We start from the raw sequence: 15,276 nt of genomic DNA on the forward strand, positions 1-15,276 counted from the left end.
GCATTAGGCCCGGTGATAAAATACTTCTTCAGCCCTGTGCTTAAAGGCAATGCGCCGTTGTTCTTCAGCAGCACAATACTCTGCTGTGCAACCTTACGGGCCAGCGCGCGGTGCTCCTGATTATTAATAACGGAAACGGGTATATGATTATACGGATTGTCGCCCGCAGGATCAAACATGCCCAGCTTAAAGCGGGTGCGCAGCAGCACTGCAAGCGCAGTGTCTATCTGCTTTTCCTGTACCAGCCCCTGTTTTACAGCTTCGGTAAGATGCGGGTAGGTATCGCCGCATTCAAGGTTAACGCCTCTTTGCAGGGCCAGGGCCGCTGCCTGTGCAGGGTTGCTTACTACCTTATGCCCCTGGTAAAAATCCGTGAGGGCCCAGCAGTCGGAAACAATATGCCCTTTGAAATGCCACTGTTGCCTTAGCACATCCTGCAGCAGGTAAGTATTGCCGCAGCATGGCTCGTTGTTGGTGCGGTTATAGGCGCACATTACAGCTTCCACCTTTGCATCTACCAGCGCCTTAAAGGCCGGCAGGTAAGTTTCCCAAAGATCTTTCATGGTGGGCTTTGCATTAAACTCATGCCGCAGTCTTTCCGGCCCGCTGTGCACTGCATAGTGCTTGGCGCAGGCAGCTACTTTCAGGTAGCGCGGATCATTGCCCTGCAGGCCCTGCACAAAAGCCACGCCCATGCGGCTGGTAAGAAAAGGATCTTCGCCGTAGGTTTCCTGTCCGCGTCCCCAGCGGGGATCGCGGAAAATATTGATGTTGGGCGTCCAGAATGTAAGACCGCCGTATTTCAGGTGATGATCTTTTTGTATAGCGGCGTTGTACATGGCGCGGGCCTCATCTGAAATAACAGTGGCTACCTGCCGCGCCAGGCTGTCGTTAAAGGTAGCGGCCAGCCCTATTGCCTGGGGGAATACCGTAGCCGGACCGGAGCGGCCTACGCCATGCAGCGCCTCACTCCACCAGTTATAGGCAGGTATGTGAAGGCGGGGAATGGCCGGGCTGTTATAGTTCAGCTGCATAATCTTTTCTTCCAGCGTTAGCCGGCTTACCAGGTCCTGCACACGGGTTTCCAGCGGCAGCGCAGTGTTAAGGTAAGGCGTGTCCTGCTGCGCATAGCCGCACAACAGGAACGCCTGCACGTTCATAACGGTTAAAAGCAAGTATTTGTACATAATATTCTTTTAATAGCCCGGGTTCTGATACTGGTTTTTATCAGCAGCGGAAACATTATCCAGCTGTCCTTTGGGAATGGGCCTCAGCACATGAAAGGCCTGTATGTTAGGTCCGCCGTCGGGGTTGTAGGCCTTTACACGCTCTACCAGTTTGCCCCGCATGGCCAGGTCGGGCCAGCGCTGGCTTTCGCCGCACAGCTCGCGGGTGCGCTCGTCCAGGATAAAATCAAGGTTAACACGGCTAACTGTTATATCCATTGCGGCCTTACGCGCCGCCAGTTCCGCAGGAGAAAGGCCCGGGCGGTAAGCAGCGCGCTCCCGCAGCACGTTCAGCAACGGCACGGCATCTGCCGGGCGGCCGGCGCCCAGCGCGGCTTCTGCTGCCAGCAGGTATACTTCTGAAAATTTGCTTACTACAAACGGGCGGCCCGATACATCGTTCACCGCAGCGCGTAAGCTGTCGTCATACTTTTTCAGGTTCGGGTAAATATTCAGCGCTGTATTTTGGTTGCTGTAAAATTCCCTGGGTGCGATTATACGGTATGGTTTGGTGCCCAGGGCCACCATAGAGTCGGCCGCGCGGTTGGTAGGCGGCAGGTAAATAGCGGTATCGCCTACGGCGATACCGGGCGAGTTTGTATTGGTAGCCCGCCACATTACGCGGAAAGAGTTATCAAAGCGGCTGTCGTTCACACGGTCGGCAAAAGCAGTTTCCAGCAGCCATTTGGTAGGGCAATAGCGCCGTAAGGGCCGCCCGTACTGCAATACACGGTCAACCGGCTTTTTGCCCGAACCGGCCGGCACCTCAATGCCTGTATAATCCGCGTTGAACATGTTGTTGGCAATGTTCACCTTTTCAGAAAAATCAGAACCGGGGTTCACCACTTCATTATTGGTATAATTCAGCGGCAACCGCTCTACGGAAAACAATATCTCCTTATTGTAGTCATTGCCCTGTTTGTGCACATCACCATAATCCGCCAGCAGGTCCATGCCGTATTGATCTTTATTATTGATCACCTGCATGGCAGCGTTGTACGCGTTCTGGAAATCATCTGCCTGTTTGGCGGCAGAGTAAGCGCGGAAAATATACACCTTGGCCAGCAGGCAAAAAGCCGCTGCCTTGGAGAGCTTGAAGGCATTGGCCGGCCGCTTGTCGGGCAGGTTTTGCGTGGCAAAAACGAGATCATCTATCATGGCCTGGTAGTCTTTTACCAGCAGCTCCGCTACAGGCAGGCGGTTAAAACCGGTGAAGGGTACGGTGTTGAACTTCAGATCGCCGCTGCCCAGGTCCAGCGGCACAGCGCCGAACTGCTCCACCAGCAGCAGGTAATAATTGGCGCGCAGGTAGCGCGCTTCTGCAAGCAGTACATTGCGGGCGCTGGCATCCATTTCTACGCCGGGGGCCAGGTCTACCACGGCGTTACAAAGATTAATATGGGAGTAATTGCGGTTCCAGGGCGTTTGTATAGCGCCGTTGCTGGGCGTAAGGTTGTTGTAGGTGCCCAGCACCAGTACGTCCCCGTCCGCGCCAATGCGCGGCTGGTCGCCGTACGTCCATTCATCGGTGCCAACGTTGGCAATGGCCAGCGCGCCATTAGGACCATAATCATAACGCATACCGGCGTAAATGGCATTCACAGCATCCTGCAGGCCCGCGGGCGTTTTAAAAAATTCCGTGGTAAAAGCCGTGTAGGGATGCTCTTCCAGCTTTTTGGAACAGCCGGTTACCAGCAGCGCGGCAACGGTTAATAAAGTGGTTAGTGATTTATATGTAGATCGCATATGTTGCTGTTTAAAAGTTTACGTTAGCGCCCAGTATAAAGGCACGGGTAGGCGGTGTGGTAACTGCAATGGTGAGCGCGCGGTTGGATATGTTGCCGCCCGGTACAGATACAAAGCCGGTAGTGCCGGTGCCGGTAGCTTCAGGGTCCACGCCGCCGGCCTTCATGTAAGGAGAGAACAGCGTAAATGGATTTTGCGCTGTTACATACAGGCGGATGGATTGCGCCTTTAAGCGGCTGATAATCTTTTGCGAAAATGTATATCCCAGGTTAATGCTGCGCACCTTCATAAAGCTGGCGCTGTAATACCCCAATGTGCTGATGGCTTCCGGCGGGTTGCTCATTTGTGCCGACGGCATGGGAAATTCATTGGTAGGATTATCCGGCGTCCAGTAATCTACTTTTAAACCGTTCCTTTTGCCATCCAGCATGGTAAGGTAGGCAGCAGTGGGCTGGTGTATGCCGCTGATAAGCATACCACCCACACGCGCATATATTACTACAGAAAGGTCAAAGCCTTTATATGCAAACCGGTTGGTGATGCCGCCCTGCCAGTCGGCCTGCCCGCTGCCTATTACAGAACGGTCGTTCAGGTCTATTTTGCCATCGGGCTTGCCATCCGGTCCGCTGATGTCGGCCAGCTTCAGCTGCCCGGGCACGGCGCCGTATTCCGCGGCTTCCGCAGCTTCGTTTTGCTGCCAGATACCTAATTTCGTATAGTCATAGATAGCAGACAATGGATGGCCAACAAACAGCTGGTTGCCGATGTTCTGCGTTACGCCTTCGTTCAGCTTCAGCAGCTTGTTGCGGTTCAGAAAAATATTCAGGTCTGTGCTCCAGGTAAAGCCGCTGTTGCTGGTAATGTTAATGGTAGATATGGCTACTTCCAGCCCCTTGTTCTCCATTTCGCCCACATTGGTTACAAACTGCCCTGAAATACCGGAAGATGCCGGCAGGTTAACTGCATACAATATCTTATTGGTATGGGCTTTATACGCATCAACGCTGCCGGTTATACGATTATTGAACAACCCGAAGTCCAGTCCTATATTGGTGTTCTTGGTGTACTCCCAGTCCAGCGATGGATCAGGAATGCTGCTGAGCACATAGCCGGTTACCAGGGTGCCGCCGTAGTTGTAACGCACCGGCACCCGGTTGGTGCCCTGCGTTATATAGCCCGATACGCCGCCTAATGTGGTATAAGGGTTCACTGCCTGGTTGGAGGTTTGTCCCCAGCCGGCCCTCAGCTTCAGCGCTGATATGAAAGGCGCTTTTTTCATAAACGGCTCTTTGGTGATGTTCCACCCCAGCGATACAGCCGGGTATTCATGCCACTTGCGCGCCAGTTTGGAGGAGCCGTCGCGCCGGGCAGTGAGCGTTATCATATAGCGGTCGTTATATACATAGTTCAGTCTTGCCATGTAGGATATAAGCGCCCAGGAGCTTTCACTGCCGCCCAGGCTTAACGGCGCCGTAGGGCTGGACTGGTTCAGGTCATAGTACTGTATAAAATCTTCCGTAATAGAGTCTTTGCTGATGGAGGTATTATGCAGATGGCTTTCCTGTATGCTGTATAAACCGGTAAAGGTAATATGGTGTTTTTGCGCAAAGGTTTTGTCGTACATCAACAGGTTTTCAACAGTGTAACCCCATGCATCTTCATTATTCACACTGGCGGTGTTGCCTCTTTTGGGGCGGAAATAGCTGTCGGCTCCCTGGAACTGGTCGCTTTCCTGCTGGCTGTAGTCCAGGCCCAGGTTCAGCCGGTATTTGAGGCCGTCTATAATTTCATACTCGCCATACAGGCTGTTAAAGGTGCGCAGGCGGCGCACGCGGTCGGCCCAGTCGTTGTTGTTATGCTTTAAGTATAACGGGTTGTATTGCGACTGCCGTTCGTCCACATTGCCGGTGGGCGACTGCAGAATGTTGCCTGCGTTATCATACGCCGGCATTAACGGGCTCAATGCAAGAATGGCAAACACCGGGTTTACAAACTGTGAGCCGTTGCGCACGCCCACGTTGTTCATGGTGTTCAGCCCTATTTTCAGCCGCTTTCCTATACGGGAGTCAATGGTGGCGCGCAGGGAATAACGGGTAAAATCCTGCCCGGGCAGCACCGTGGTTTCCCTGTAATAGCCGCCGCCCAGTGAAAACGTGCTGCCATTGGCGCTGCCGCCGTACACGCCCAGGTTATGGTCGGTAATAAAGCCATGCTCATACATCAGGTCCTGCCAGTCGGTAGATCTGCCTTTGTCTATCGACTCCTGCTCTTCCGGCATATAGCCCTGGTTCCAGGGTGAAATATCGCGCAGCGCCCTGTATTCATCGGCATTGTATACGGGATATTTTTTGGTAACATCTGTAATGCCGTAATAGCCGTTGTAGGAAATGTGCGTTTCGCCGGGCTTACCGCGTTTGGTGCTGATGATAATAACGCCGTTAGCGCCGCGTGAGCCGTAAATGGCCGTGGCGGAGGCATCTTTCAGCACGTCAACGGAGGCTACATCATCCGGGTTAATATCATTGATGCTGCCGCCTTCAAAGGGAATGCCGTCCAGCACTATCAGCGGATCGTTGGAGCCGGTAATGGAACGCTCGCCGCGTATCCTGATCTGTGCGCCGGCGCCGGGCGTGGTGCCCACCTTCTGTATTTCAAGGCCGGCGGCGCGGCCCTGTAAGGCCTGCTGCAGGTTGGCGGCCGGTACTTCCTGCAGGGCGGCGCTGCTTACAGATACAATAGAGCCGGTAACATCGCTTCTTTTACGGGTACCGTAACCCACTACCACTACTTCATCCAACCCCTTGCTGCCGGTGCTGAGGGTTACAGGTATGTTTGCCCGTTCGTTTACAGCTATTTCCTGTGTGGTAAAGCCAATGGAAGATACCACCAGCACGCTGCCCGGCGGTACATTTAATTTATAAGCCCCCTGCTCGTCGCTTACGGTGCCGGTAGTGGTGCCTTTTATGATGATGGTAGCGCCGGGTATGGGCTGGCCTTTTTCATCTGTAATACGGCCGCTTACAGACGGGTTATGCTGCGCATACATAAATAATGGTAACAAGCAGCATCCCGCGCACAGGATTAATGCTGCAAAAGCCCTCCGGAAACGCATAGGCAAAGGGTGTGGCCGGGGCGCAGGGCGGGTAAAATTTTTCATAACATGTTAATTTTTAAGTGGAATGTGTTGTACTCAGTACCGGAATTCTTGACTAATGTAGGAAGAATATTCAAAAATGTAACCGATTACATTATTTTTTTACAAAATTATTCTATTACCTTTATCCAGCGTCATGTAACCGATTGTATAATGTATGGACAAACGTAAAGAAGTTACCATTTATGACCTGGCAGAAAAGCTGAACATTTCTGTGGCTACCGTAAGCAGGGCACTGCAAAACGACCCGGTGGTGAGCAAAAAAACCAAGAAGAAGATTTTTGACCTGGCAGAGGAAATGGGTTACCGCTCCAACCACTTTGCCAGGAACCTGCGCAACCAGCGCACTGATACTATTGGCGTAATAGTGCCCCGGCTGAACAGCTATTTTATGTCAACCGTAATTGCGGGCATAGAGCATGTAGCCAACAGCCAGGGGTATAACCTTATCATCAGCCAGTCGTCGGAGTCGGTGGAAAAAGAAGTAATGAGCGCCCGCACTATGTTCAACAACCGGGTAGACGGGCTGCTGGCTTCCCTGGCTTATGATACGGATAGCATGACGCACTTTGATCCCTTCTTTAAAAAGGGCATTCCCGTGCTGTTCTTTGACCGTTGCGCAGATAACACCAATGCCACCAGTGTGCTCATAGATAACCGCAAGGCAGCGTTTGAAGCCACCAAACACCTGATTGCGCAGGGTTGCAAACGTATTGTACACATTACAGCGCATACTAACCGTGCCGTATATACGGATCGCCTGGCCGGTTACCAGCAGGCCCTGGCCGCGCACAAGCTACCCTTTAAGGAAAGCTATATAATCCGTAATAACCTGAGCCAGGAAGCAGGGGCCGATGCTGCGGAGAAAATATGGAGCATGTCGGCCCGGCCCGACGGCGTTTTTGCGGCCAACGACAACTGCGCCGTAGGCTGCATGCTGGCCCTGAAGAAAAAAGGAATGCAGATACCTGCAGATATTGCTTTCGCAGGCTTTAACAATGATCCTGTTTCCACGGTGATAGAGCCTAACCTTACCACTATCAATTACCCGGGCTATGAAATGGGGGAAGTGGCGGCCCGCCAGCTGATTAACCAGCTAAGCGGCGACACATTAACAGCTGCCACCAATACCATTCTGCTGCGGTCAGAGCTGATTGTCCGCAGCTCATCGCTGCGAAAGCAATAGTTTAAACGTTCCCGTTATGCGAAAACTTCTTTTACTCCTGTGCTTATTATCAGGCAGCCTGTTAACCCTGCAGGCAGAAGATGGGTACCGCCTGTGGCTCCGTTATGAACAGGTTACAGATAAAGCACTGCTGAAAGCTTACCGGCAGCAGCTTTCCGGCTTTTATATCCCCGGCAGCTCCGCTACCATGGCGGCTGCCCGGCATGAGCTGCAGCTGGCGCTGCCCGCGCTGTTAGGCCAGCCCATAGCCTCACAAGCGCAACCGCAGGCCGGCAGCATTGTTGCCGGCACCGCCGCACAGCTGGGCAAACTGGTTACTGCTTCTTTACAGGATGCAGGCACAGAAGGTTTTCACATTTTTACCACGCCTTTACACCAGGTAGTGATCACCGGCAATACCGATGCAGGTGTGCTGCATGGCGTGTTCCATTTTTTACGCTTACTGCAAACACAACAACCCGTACAATCTTTAAACATTAGCAGCGCACCTAAAATACGCTACCGCATACTGGACCATTGGGATAATCTTGACCGCAGCGTGGAACGGGGTTATGCCGGCATCTCCATCTGGGACTGGCATAAGCTGCCTTTATATCTTGACCGGCGTTATACGGATTATGCGCGGGCCAATGCTTCCATTGGCATTAACGGCACCGTGCTTACCAATGTAAACGCCAATGCTTTATCCCTCACCAAAGATTATTTAATAAAAGCAGCAGCGCTGGCCAATGTATTCCGTCCCTATGGCATTAAAGTATTTTTAACCGCACGCTTTAGCGCACCCATGGAAATAGGCGGCTTAAAAACAGCCGACCCGCTGGATGCGCAGGTGCAGCAGTGGTGGAAAAACAAGGTAAAAGAGATATACAGCTACATACCCGACTTCGGCGGCTTTTTAGTGAAAGCCAATTCGGAAGGGCAGCCCGGCCCGCAGAACTATGGCCGCACCCATGCAGACGGCGCCAATATGCTGGCCGATGCGGTTGCGCCTTTTAACGGCATTATCATGTGGCGGGCATTTGTGTACAGCAATACAGATGCAGACCGTTTTAAGCAGGCCTATGAAGAGTTTAAGCCGCTGGACGGAAAGTTCCGCAGCAATGTAGCCATACAGGTAAAGAACGGGCCTATTGACTTTCAGCCCAGGGAACCCTTTTCCCCTTTATTTGGCGCCATGCCGCATACGCCCCTGATGCTGGAGCTGCAGCTCACACAGGAATACCTGGGCTTTGCCACGCACCTGGTATATATGCCGCCCTTATTTAAAGAAGTATTAACGGCAGATACCTATGAAAAAGGCAAGGGCTCTACCGTGGCAAAAGTGATTGACGGCTCCCTGGAAAACCATGCTATTTCCGGCATGGCCGGCGTAGCCAACATAGGCAACGACCGTAACTGGACCGGCCATCCCTTTGGGCAGGCCAACTGGTATGCCCTGGGCAGGCTGGCATGGGATTACACGCTCAGCTCCGCGCAGATAGCGGATGAATGGCTGCGGCAAACCTTTACCAACGACGCGCGTTTTATAGCACCGGTAAAGCAAATGATGCTCAGCTCCCGTGAAACGCTGGTGAAATATATGACGCCCCTGGGGCTGCATCACATTATGGGCTACGGGCATCATTACGGGCCGGCGCCATGGTTCAACAAAGGCGCGCGGCCCGACTGGAACCCGGTGTATTACCACCGTGCAGACAGCGCCGGCATTGGGTTTGACCGCACTGCCAGCGGCAGCAATGCGCTGGCCCAATATGCGCCGGAAGTACGGCGGCAATGGGAAAACCTGCGCACTTGTCCCGATGCTTATGTGCTGTGGTTTCACCATGTGCCCTGGAATTATACCCTGCACTCAGGCCGAACGTTGTGGAATGAGATGTGTTACCAGTATGAAGCCGGCGTACAGGGAGTGCAGCAAATGTGCAATACCTGGGATAGTGTGAGTATCTTTATTGATGAAGAAAGGGCGCAGCAGGTAAAAATGCTGTTGCAGATACAGCTTACAGAAGCCCGCTGGTGGCGGGATGCCTGCCTGGCTTATTTTCAGACATTTTCTAAAATGCCCTTACCACAGGGCGTACCGGCGCCGGCGCATACGCTGGAATATTATAAGGAGCTGAAATTTCCTTATGCGCCGCACTAAAGTAAATACACTATGGAACAACGGAGTAAACTGGCAATTGTAACCGGCGGCGGATCGGGCATTGGACTGGCCATTGCTGCAAAATTTGTACAGGCAAACATTCGTACTGTTATTATCGGCAGGGATGAAAAAAAATTGCGGGCAGCACAGCAGCAGCTGGGAACGCTTTGTATACCGGTAAGCGCCGATCTTGCGCAGCTTAACAACCTTCCCGCGCTGGTGCAGCAGATTGTTACCGGGCACGGGCCGGTAAACATACTGGTGAACAATGCCGGCATTAACATGAAGAAGATCTTCACAGAAGTAACAGACGAAGAATTTCAGCGCATACTGCTCACCAACGTAACATCGGTGTTTGCCCTGTCGCGCGAAGTAGTGAAGCACATGCTGGGCAATGGCGGAGGCGCTATCATTAACATCAGCTCTATGGCGGCGCAATATGGTATTCCCAAAGTGATTGCCTATACAGCTTCCAAATCGGCCATTGAGGGCATGACGCAAGCTATGGCCGTGGAGCTTTCCCCGCAGGGCATCCGTGTAAACTGTATTGCGCCGGGCTTTATAGCCACGGACATGTCGGCCAAAGCGCTGAATAACGACCCCGAAAGAAAGCAAAAGGTAATGATGCGCACCCCCATGGGTGTATTAGGCACACCTGCCGATATTGGCGATGCTGCCCTGTTCCTGGCCGGCGATGCCTCCCGTTATATTACCGGCGTGGTGCTGCCGGTGGATGGGGGCAACTCCATCGGGTTTTAAAAAGCTTTAACGGCTGATGAGCACTGAATAAATATTGGCGCGGCCATAGATGGACGGCTGCTCATGCAGCCGCTGTATGTTGGTATAACCTGCTTTCTGAAACAGCCGCCACAGGGTGTGGTAGCTGAGCGGGTACGGCACCCAGCGGTTGGCAGTGTCCGTATCATACTCGCAAACCAGGAAACACCCATCCGCTTTTAAATACCGGCCCATGCTGCGGATAAACCCCTGCTGATCGCTCACAAAATGCAGGGAGTTGGCCATCAGCACACCATCCAGGTTTTGAAAAGGCAGCTCATTCGCTACAAAATCAAGCTGCAGGTGCTTAACAGCAATGCCCTGCGGAAAGCGGTTATCCTGTAACGGCGTCAACACCCTGTCCACCGCATAGATAGTACTGCCGGGCGACAACAGTCCGGCCAAAGCCCTGGTAAACAGGCCGGTGCCGCAGCCGAGGTCGGCCCAGGCCGCGGGGCCGTTGGCTGTTATTCCCTCATGCCGTATCAGCGCGCTTGCATCTTGAAGTTCCATCCCTGAAAATTGAGTATCTTTGCGGGCTCAAATTACAAAGATTGCCGTGATCAGGATCGGAAACATATCATTGCCGGATTTCCCGCTGTTGCTGGCGCCCATGGAAGACGTGAGCGACCCGCCCTTTCGTATTCTTTGCAAGGATAACGGGGCCGACCTGATGTACACCGAATTTATATCCAGCGAAGGACTGATCCGCAACGCCATTAACTGCCGCCGCAAGCTGGATATATTTGAAGCAGAGCGCCCCGTAGGCATACAGATATTCGGCGGCGATGAAGAAAGCATGGCGCTGGCCTCCGGCATTGTAGACGTTACCAACCCCGACCTGCTGGACATTAACTTTGGCTGCCCGGTAAAAAAAGTAGCCTGCAAAGGCGCAGGCGCAGGCGTGCTGAAAGATGTAGACCTGATGGTGCGCTTAACCGCCGCCTGCGTAAAGGCCACCAAACTGCCGGTAACCGTTAAAACACGCCTGGGCTGGGATGAGCAATCCAAAAACATTGAGGAAGTAGCCGAGCGCCTGCAGGATGTAGGCATACAAGCTCTTTCCATCCACGGCCGCACCCGCAGCCAGATGTACAAGGGAACAGCCGACTGGAGCCTGATCGCTAAAGTGAAAAACAATCCCCGCATACACATTCCCATTTTTGGTAATGGTGATATTGACAGCCCGCAAAAAGCGCTGGAATATAAAAACCGTTACGGCGTGGATGGTGTGATGATAGGCCGCGCCGCCATCGGCTACCCATGGATATTCCGCGAAATAAAACACTACATCAAAACCGGCGAGCTGTTGCCCCCACCCACTGTGGAAGAGCGTGTAGCCGTGTGCAGGAAACATTTGCAGGAAGCTGCCGGCTGGCAGAACCAGCGTGTTGCCATTAATGAAATGCGCGGCCGCTATGCCAGCTATCTCAAAGGATTACCCAACATTAAAGAATACCGCAACAAGCTGGTAAGGTTAAACACACCGGAAGAAGTAAACGCCGTGCTGGATGAAATACTGCAGGTGTATGCCGGTTATGAAATACCCTACACGCCAATTGAGCTGATCGACTACCACGAGAAATGCCCCCTTTAATTCAAAAAAATAGTCCACCACTCTTGTAGACTAAATATTTTTTGTCTAATATTGTGGCAGATTTAACAGCTTACATAACATGCTGCCGCTAAGCCCACCACTATCCGGCAGCATGGCTGTAATCTTGCACACAGGTCTTTGGGTGCTACTTACAATTTATTTATTAATACAAGGGGAATGAACACAATTAAAATTATTGGCCTTCACTGTCAGGGCCAGGCCAGGCCGCGTGACTGCCTGTGTTATCATGCATGCTAAAAAAAAACCGGAATTGCTGCAACAATCCCGGCGAGTAAAAAACAGGCTGAGTAATTAAGTAGTTGGTGAGTAAATCACCGGCTACCGCCTTATTATTTATTACCAATACAAATATAATGAAGATTGCCATTATATCGTGGATCGTACTGCTCCCGCTATTTACCTATGCCCAGTACCAGGATAACATTACACTTTCAGGCGTAATTATAGACGCTCAAACCAAAACACCTTTGCCCGGCGCAACCGTGCATCTTAAGAACACCACGCACGATGCATTAACCAATGATAAAGGTGAATTTAACTTCCTCACCGGGCAGCATTTGCCCATCACCTTCCAGGTTTCTTATATAGGGTATAAACAAACAGAAGTAACGCTGAACCAGCGTACCGGCATTGTTATTGGGTTAACCGCTGTTAACACGCAGCTGAATGATGTGGTAGTAGTGGGCTACGGCACCCGGCAACGGAAAAACCTGATCAGCTCTGTTTCCAAAGTAAATGCAGCCGGCATTAAAGATATTCCTGTAGCGGGCGTTGATGCGCAGCTGCAGGGGAAAGCAGCCGGTGTGCAAATCAATTCCAATACAGGCGTACCTGGCGATGGGGTATTTATACGCATTCGCGGGGCAACCTCTATTAATGCCGGCAACGATCCGCTGTACGTGGTGGATGGTGTGTTCATCAACAACACCAGCCTGCAAACCATCAGCACCGGCGGAAGGGCCACCTCTCCTATTGCAGATATTAACCCGGCAGATATTGAGAGTATTGAAGTGCTGAAAGACGCCAGCGCAACCGCCATTTACGGTTCACGCGGCGCCAATGGTGTGGTGATCATTACCACCAAACGCGGTAAGCTGGGCACTAAACCATCCATTAACTTTAACACCTCCCATGGCTGGGCATGGGCGCCGCAATTGTGGGACCTTACCACCGGCCCTGAGCACGCCATGCTCATTAACGAATTTTACAAAAATTCAGAAGCAGATGCGCTTGCAGCAGGCGACCAGGCCGGTATTAAAAAATATGCGCAGCTGCCTTTCCGTCCCGTAGCAGACGGCGGGCGCGGCACACCCGAAGAACAGCAAACCTACGACCGCCTGCATAAGCTGTTCCGCACCGGCCTGCTGCATAACTACAACCTGTCTGTACAGGGCGGCACCCCCACCAATAAGTATTATATCGGCGCCGGTTATACGCAGCAGGAGGCAGATATAAAGCCCATCTATTTTAACCGCGCCAGCTTAAAATTCAATTTCGACCAGAACATAGGCAACAAAATAACGGTAGGCACCAGCAACAGCCTGTACCGCAGCTTCCGCAACCAGGCCCGCTCCGGCGACGGCCCACAGGGCGGCCTGCTACAGTCGGCGCTACACACGCCCACCTATTTGCCCGAAGTAAACCCCGATGGCACACCGGCGCGTTACGCGGGCTTTGACAACCTGGATGTGCTGCTGAACAATTATGATGTAAATACTACCAGCCTTCGTTATATCGGCAACCTGTATGCAGAAGTGGAAATTATACCGGCGCTGAAATTCCGCACCAGCTGGAGCCTGGATTATAACCATTACGATGAATCAGAATACTGGAACAACCTTACACAGCTGGGCGCTGCGCCAACCAATGGATTGGCCACATCGGCGCTTACACAAAATACTACCTGGATAAATGAACAAACATTATCCTACCACAAAACATTTAACAACACGCATACTGTTGGAATACTGATCGGCAACACTTTACAAAGCAACATACAAAGCACTACCGCCGCGCAGGGCTCCGGTTTTCCAAGCAATGCTTTCAAGCTTATATCTGCCGCCGCAACGCGCACGGCTTCCCAGCTATGGACCAAAGCCAACCTGGCCTCTTTCTTCGGCAGGGTAGATTATAACTATGCCAACAAATATTTTGCGGAGTTCAGCATCCGTGCCGATGGATCATCCCGCTTTGGCGCCAATCACCAGTTCGGGTACTTTCCCGCAGTGGGCGCCGCCTGGCGCCTGAAGGAAGAGGGTTTTCTGAAAGATGTGAACCCCATCAGCGAATTAAAGCTGCGCGGCAGCGTTGGTATTACCGGAAACCAAAACGGCATTAACAACTTTGCAGCACGGGGATTATGGTCCGGCGGCGCAGGCTACCCGGATAATACCACCGGCGGCGATCAACCCGGCATTTATCCGTTGCAGCTGGCTAACCCCGACCTGCGCTGGGAGAAAACCCGGCAGGCAAACATCGGCCTGGACCTGGGATTATTAAATGACCGCATCGGCATTGAGGTAAACCTTTACTCCAAGTACACTACAGATGCGCTGCTGCAGCTGCCGGTAAATGCTATTTCCGGCTTTAACACTTATGCCAGCAATACCGGTGAGATCAGCAATAAAGGTTACGAAGTGGCCATTAATACCTCCAACATCCGCAACAGCCGCTTTACCTGGCAAACCAGCTTTAATATTTCCGGCAACACCAACAAAATAGAAAAGCTGCCGGTACCGGTAACCTATTACAACCGCGACTGGGTAAAGCTGCAGCAGGGCTACTCCATGTACAGCTTCTGGCTGTACAGGCAGCTGTATGTTGATCCTGAAACCGGCGATGCTGTTTTTGAAGATGTAAATAAAGACGGGCAAATCACTGTGGCAGACCGGCAGATCATGGGCAGCGCTATTCCAACGTTCTTTGGCGGCATCACTAACGACTTTACGTTTGACGGCTTTGACCTGGGCATTGCTTTCACTTTCCAGTATGGCAATAAAGTGTACAACCTGAACCGCTTTTTTGGTGAAGGCGGCGGCACCCGCGATGCGAACCGCGTACTGTTTGCCGACCAGCTGAAACGCTGGCAAAAGCCCGGCGACGTTACGGATGTGCCCAGGCTTACTGCTTACGGTAACAACTATACGCTGGAACAGAACAGCCGCTTCCTGGAAGACGGCTCCTTCCTGAAGCTCAGCGCCCTCACCCTTGGTTACACTGTTCCCAAACGCATTACCTCCCGTGCAGGCTTTCAGACCGTACGCCTTTACTTCACCGGCAGCAACCTGCTGCTGCTGAAGAAATATTCAGGACCCGACCCGGAAATAAATGTAACCTCCCTGCAGAACGTGCAGGGGCTTGACCTGGGTACTGCGCCGCAGCCCCGCACCGTGCAGTTTGGAGTGAATGTAACGCTTTAATGAACCGTTA

9 protein-coding genes are annotated in these 15,276 nt (G+C 52.4%); 5 read left to right on the top strand and 4 right to left on the bottom strand.

Annotated elements, in window-relative coordinates:
* The 3 genes from VFS25_RS23550 to VFS25_RS23560 form a co-directional block, all read right to left on the bottom strand.
* A partial coding sequence (locus VFS25_RS23550; RefSeq protein ID WP_326464635.1) for a glycoside hydrolase family 3 protein occupies positions 1-1,187 on the bottom strand: 1,187 nt, incomplete at its 3' end.
* A gap of 9 nt (positions 1,188-1,196) precedes the next feature.
* Complete coding sequence (locus VFS25_RS23555) at positions 1,197-2,972, bottom strand: RagB/SusD family nutrient uptake outer membrane protein (protein WP_326464636.1); 1,776 nt, start codon at positions 2,970-2,972, stop codon at positions 1,197-1,199.
* 10 nt (positions 2,973-2,982) lie between these two features.
* Complete coding sequence (locus VFS25_RS23560) at positions 2,983-6,018, bottom strand: TonB-dependent receptor (RefSeq protein WP_326464637.1); 3,036 nt, start codon at positions 6,016-6,018, stop codon at positions 2,983-2,985.
* Between the two features lie 265 nt (positions 6,019-6,283).
* Here VFS25_RS23560 and VFS25_RS23565 point away from each other — a divergent pair, with 265 nt between their 5' ends.
* The 3 genes from VFS25_RS23565 to VFS25_RS23575 are packed head-to-tail and all read left to right on the top strand — an operon-like array spanning position 6,284 to position 10,211.
* On the top strand, positions 6,284-7,312 hold the full coding sequence (locus tag VFS25_RS23565) for a LacI family DNA-binding transcriptional regulator (protein ID WP_326464638.1): 1,029 nt from the start codon (positions 6,284-6,286) through the stop codon (positions 7,310-7,312).
* A gap of 16 nt (positions 7,313-7,328) precedes the next feature.
* The gene (locus VFS25_RS23570) at positions 7,329-9,452 is read left to right on the top strand and encodes an alpha-glucuronidase family glycosyl hydrolase (protein ID WP_326464639.1); all 2,124 of its coding nucleotides are present in this window, start codon (positions 7,329-7,331) and stop codon (positions 9,450-9,452) included.
* A gap of 12 nt (positions 9,453-9,464) precedes the next feature.
* Positions 9,465-10,211, top strand: a complete 747-nt coding sequence (locus VFS25_RS23575) for an SDR family oxidoreductase (RefSeq protein WP_326464640.1) — start codon at positions 9,465-9,467, stop codon at positions 10,209-10,211.
* 6 nt (positions 10,212-10,217) lie between these two features.
* Here VFS25_RS23575 and VFS25_RS23580 read toward each other — a convergent pair whose 3' ends face one another.
* Positions 10,218-10,742, bottom strand: a complete 525-nt coding sequence (locus VFS25_RS23580) for a class I SAM-dependent methyltransferase (protein WP_326464641.1) — start codon at positions 10,740-10,742, stop codon at positions 10,218-10,220.
* A 46-nt stretch (positions 10,743-10,788) separates the two neighbouring features.
* Here VFS25_RS23580 and dusB point away from each other — a divergent pair, with 46 nt between their 5' ends.
* On the top strand, positions 10,789-11,826 hold the full coding sequence (gene dusB / locus VFS25_RS23585; RefSeq protein ID WP_326464642.1) for a tRNA dihydrouridine synthase DusB: 1,038 nt from the start codon (positions 10,789-10,791) through the stop codon (positions 11,824-11,826).
* Positions 11,827-12,200: 374 nt separating this feature from the next.
* A complete protein-coding gene (locus tag VFS25_RS23590; protein WP_326464643.1) occupies positions 12,201-15,266 on the top strand; it encodes a TonB-dependent receptor in 3,066 nt (1,021 codons plus the stop codon).
* Positions 15,267-15,276: the final 10 nt, after the last annotated feature.

The organism is Chitinophaga sp. (assembly GCF_035761305.1).
In the GTDB taxonomy this organism is placed as follows: Bacteria; Bacteroidota; Bacteroidia; order Chitinophagales; family Chitinophagaceae; genus Chitinophaga.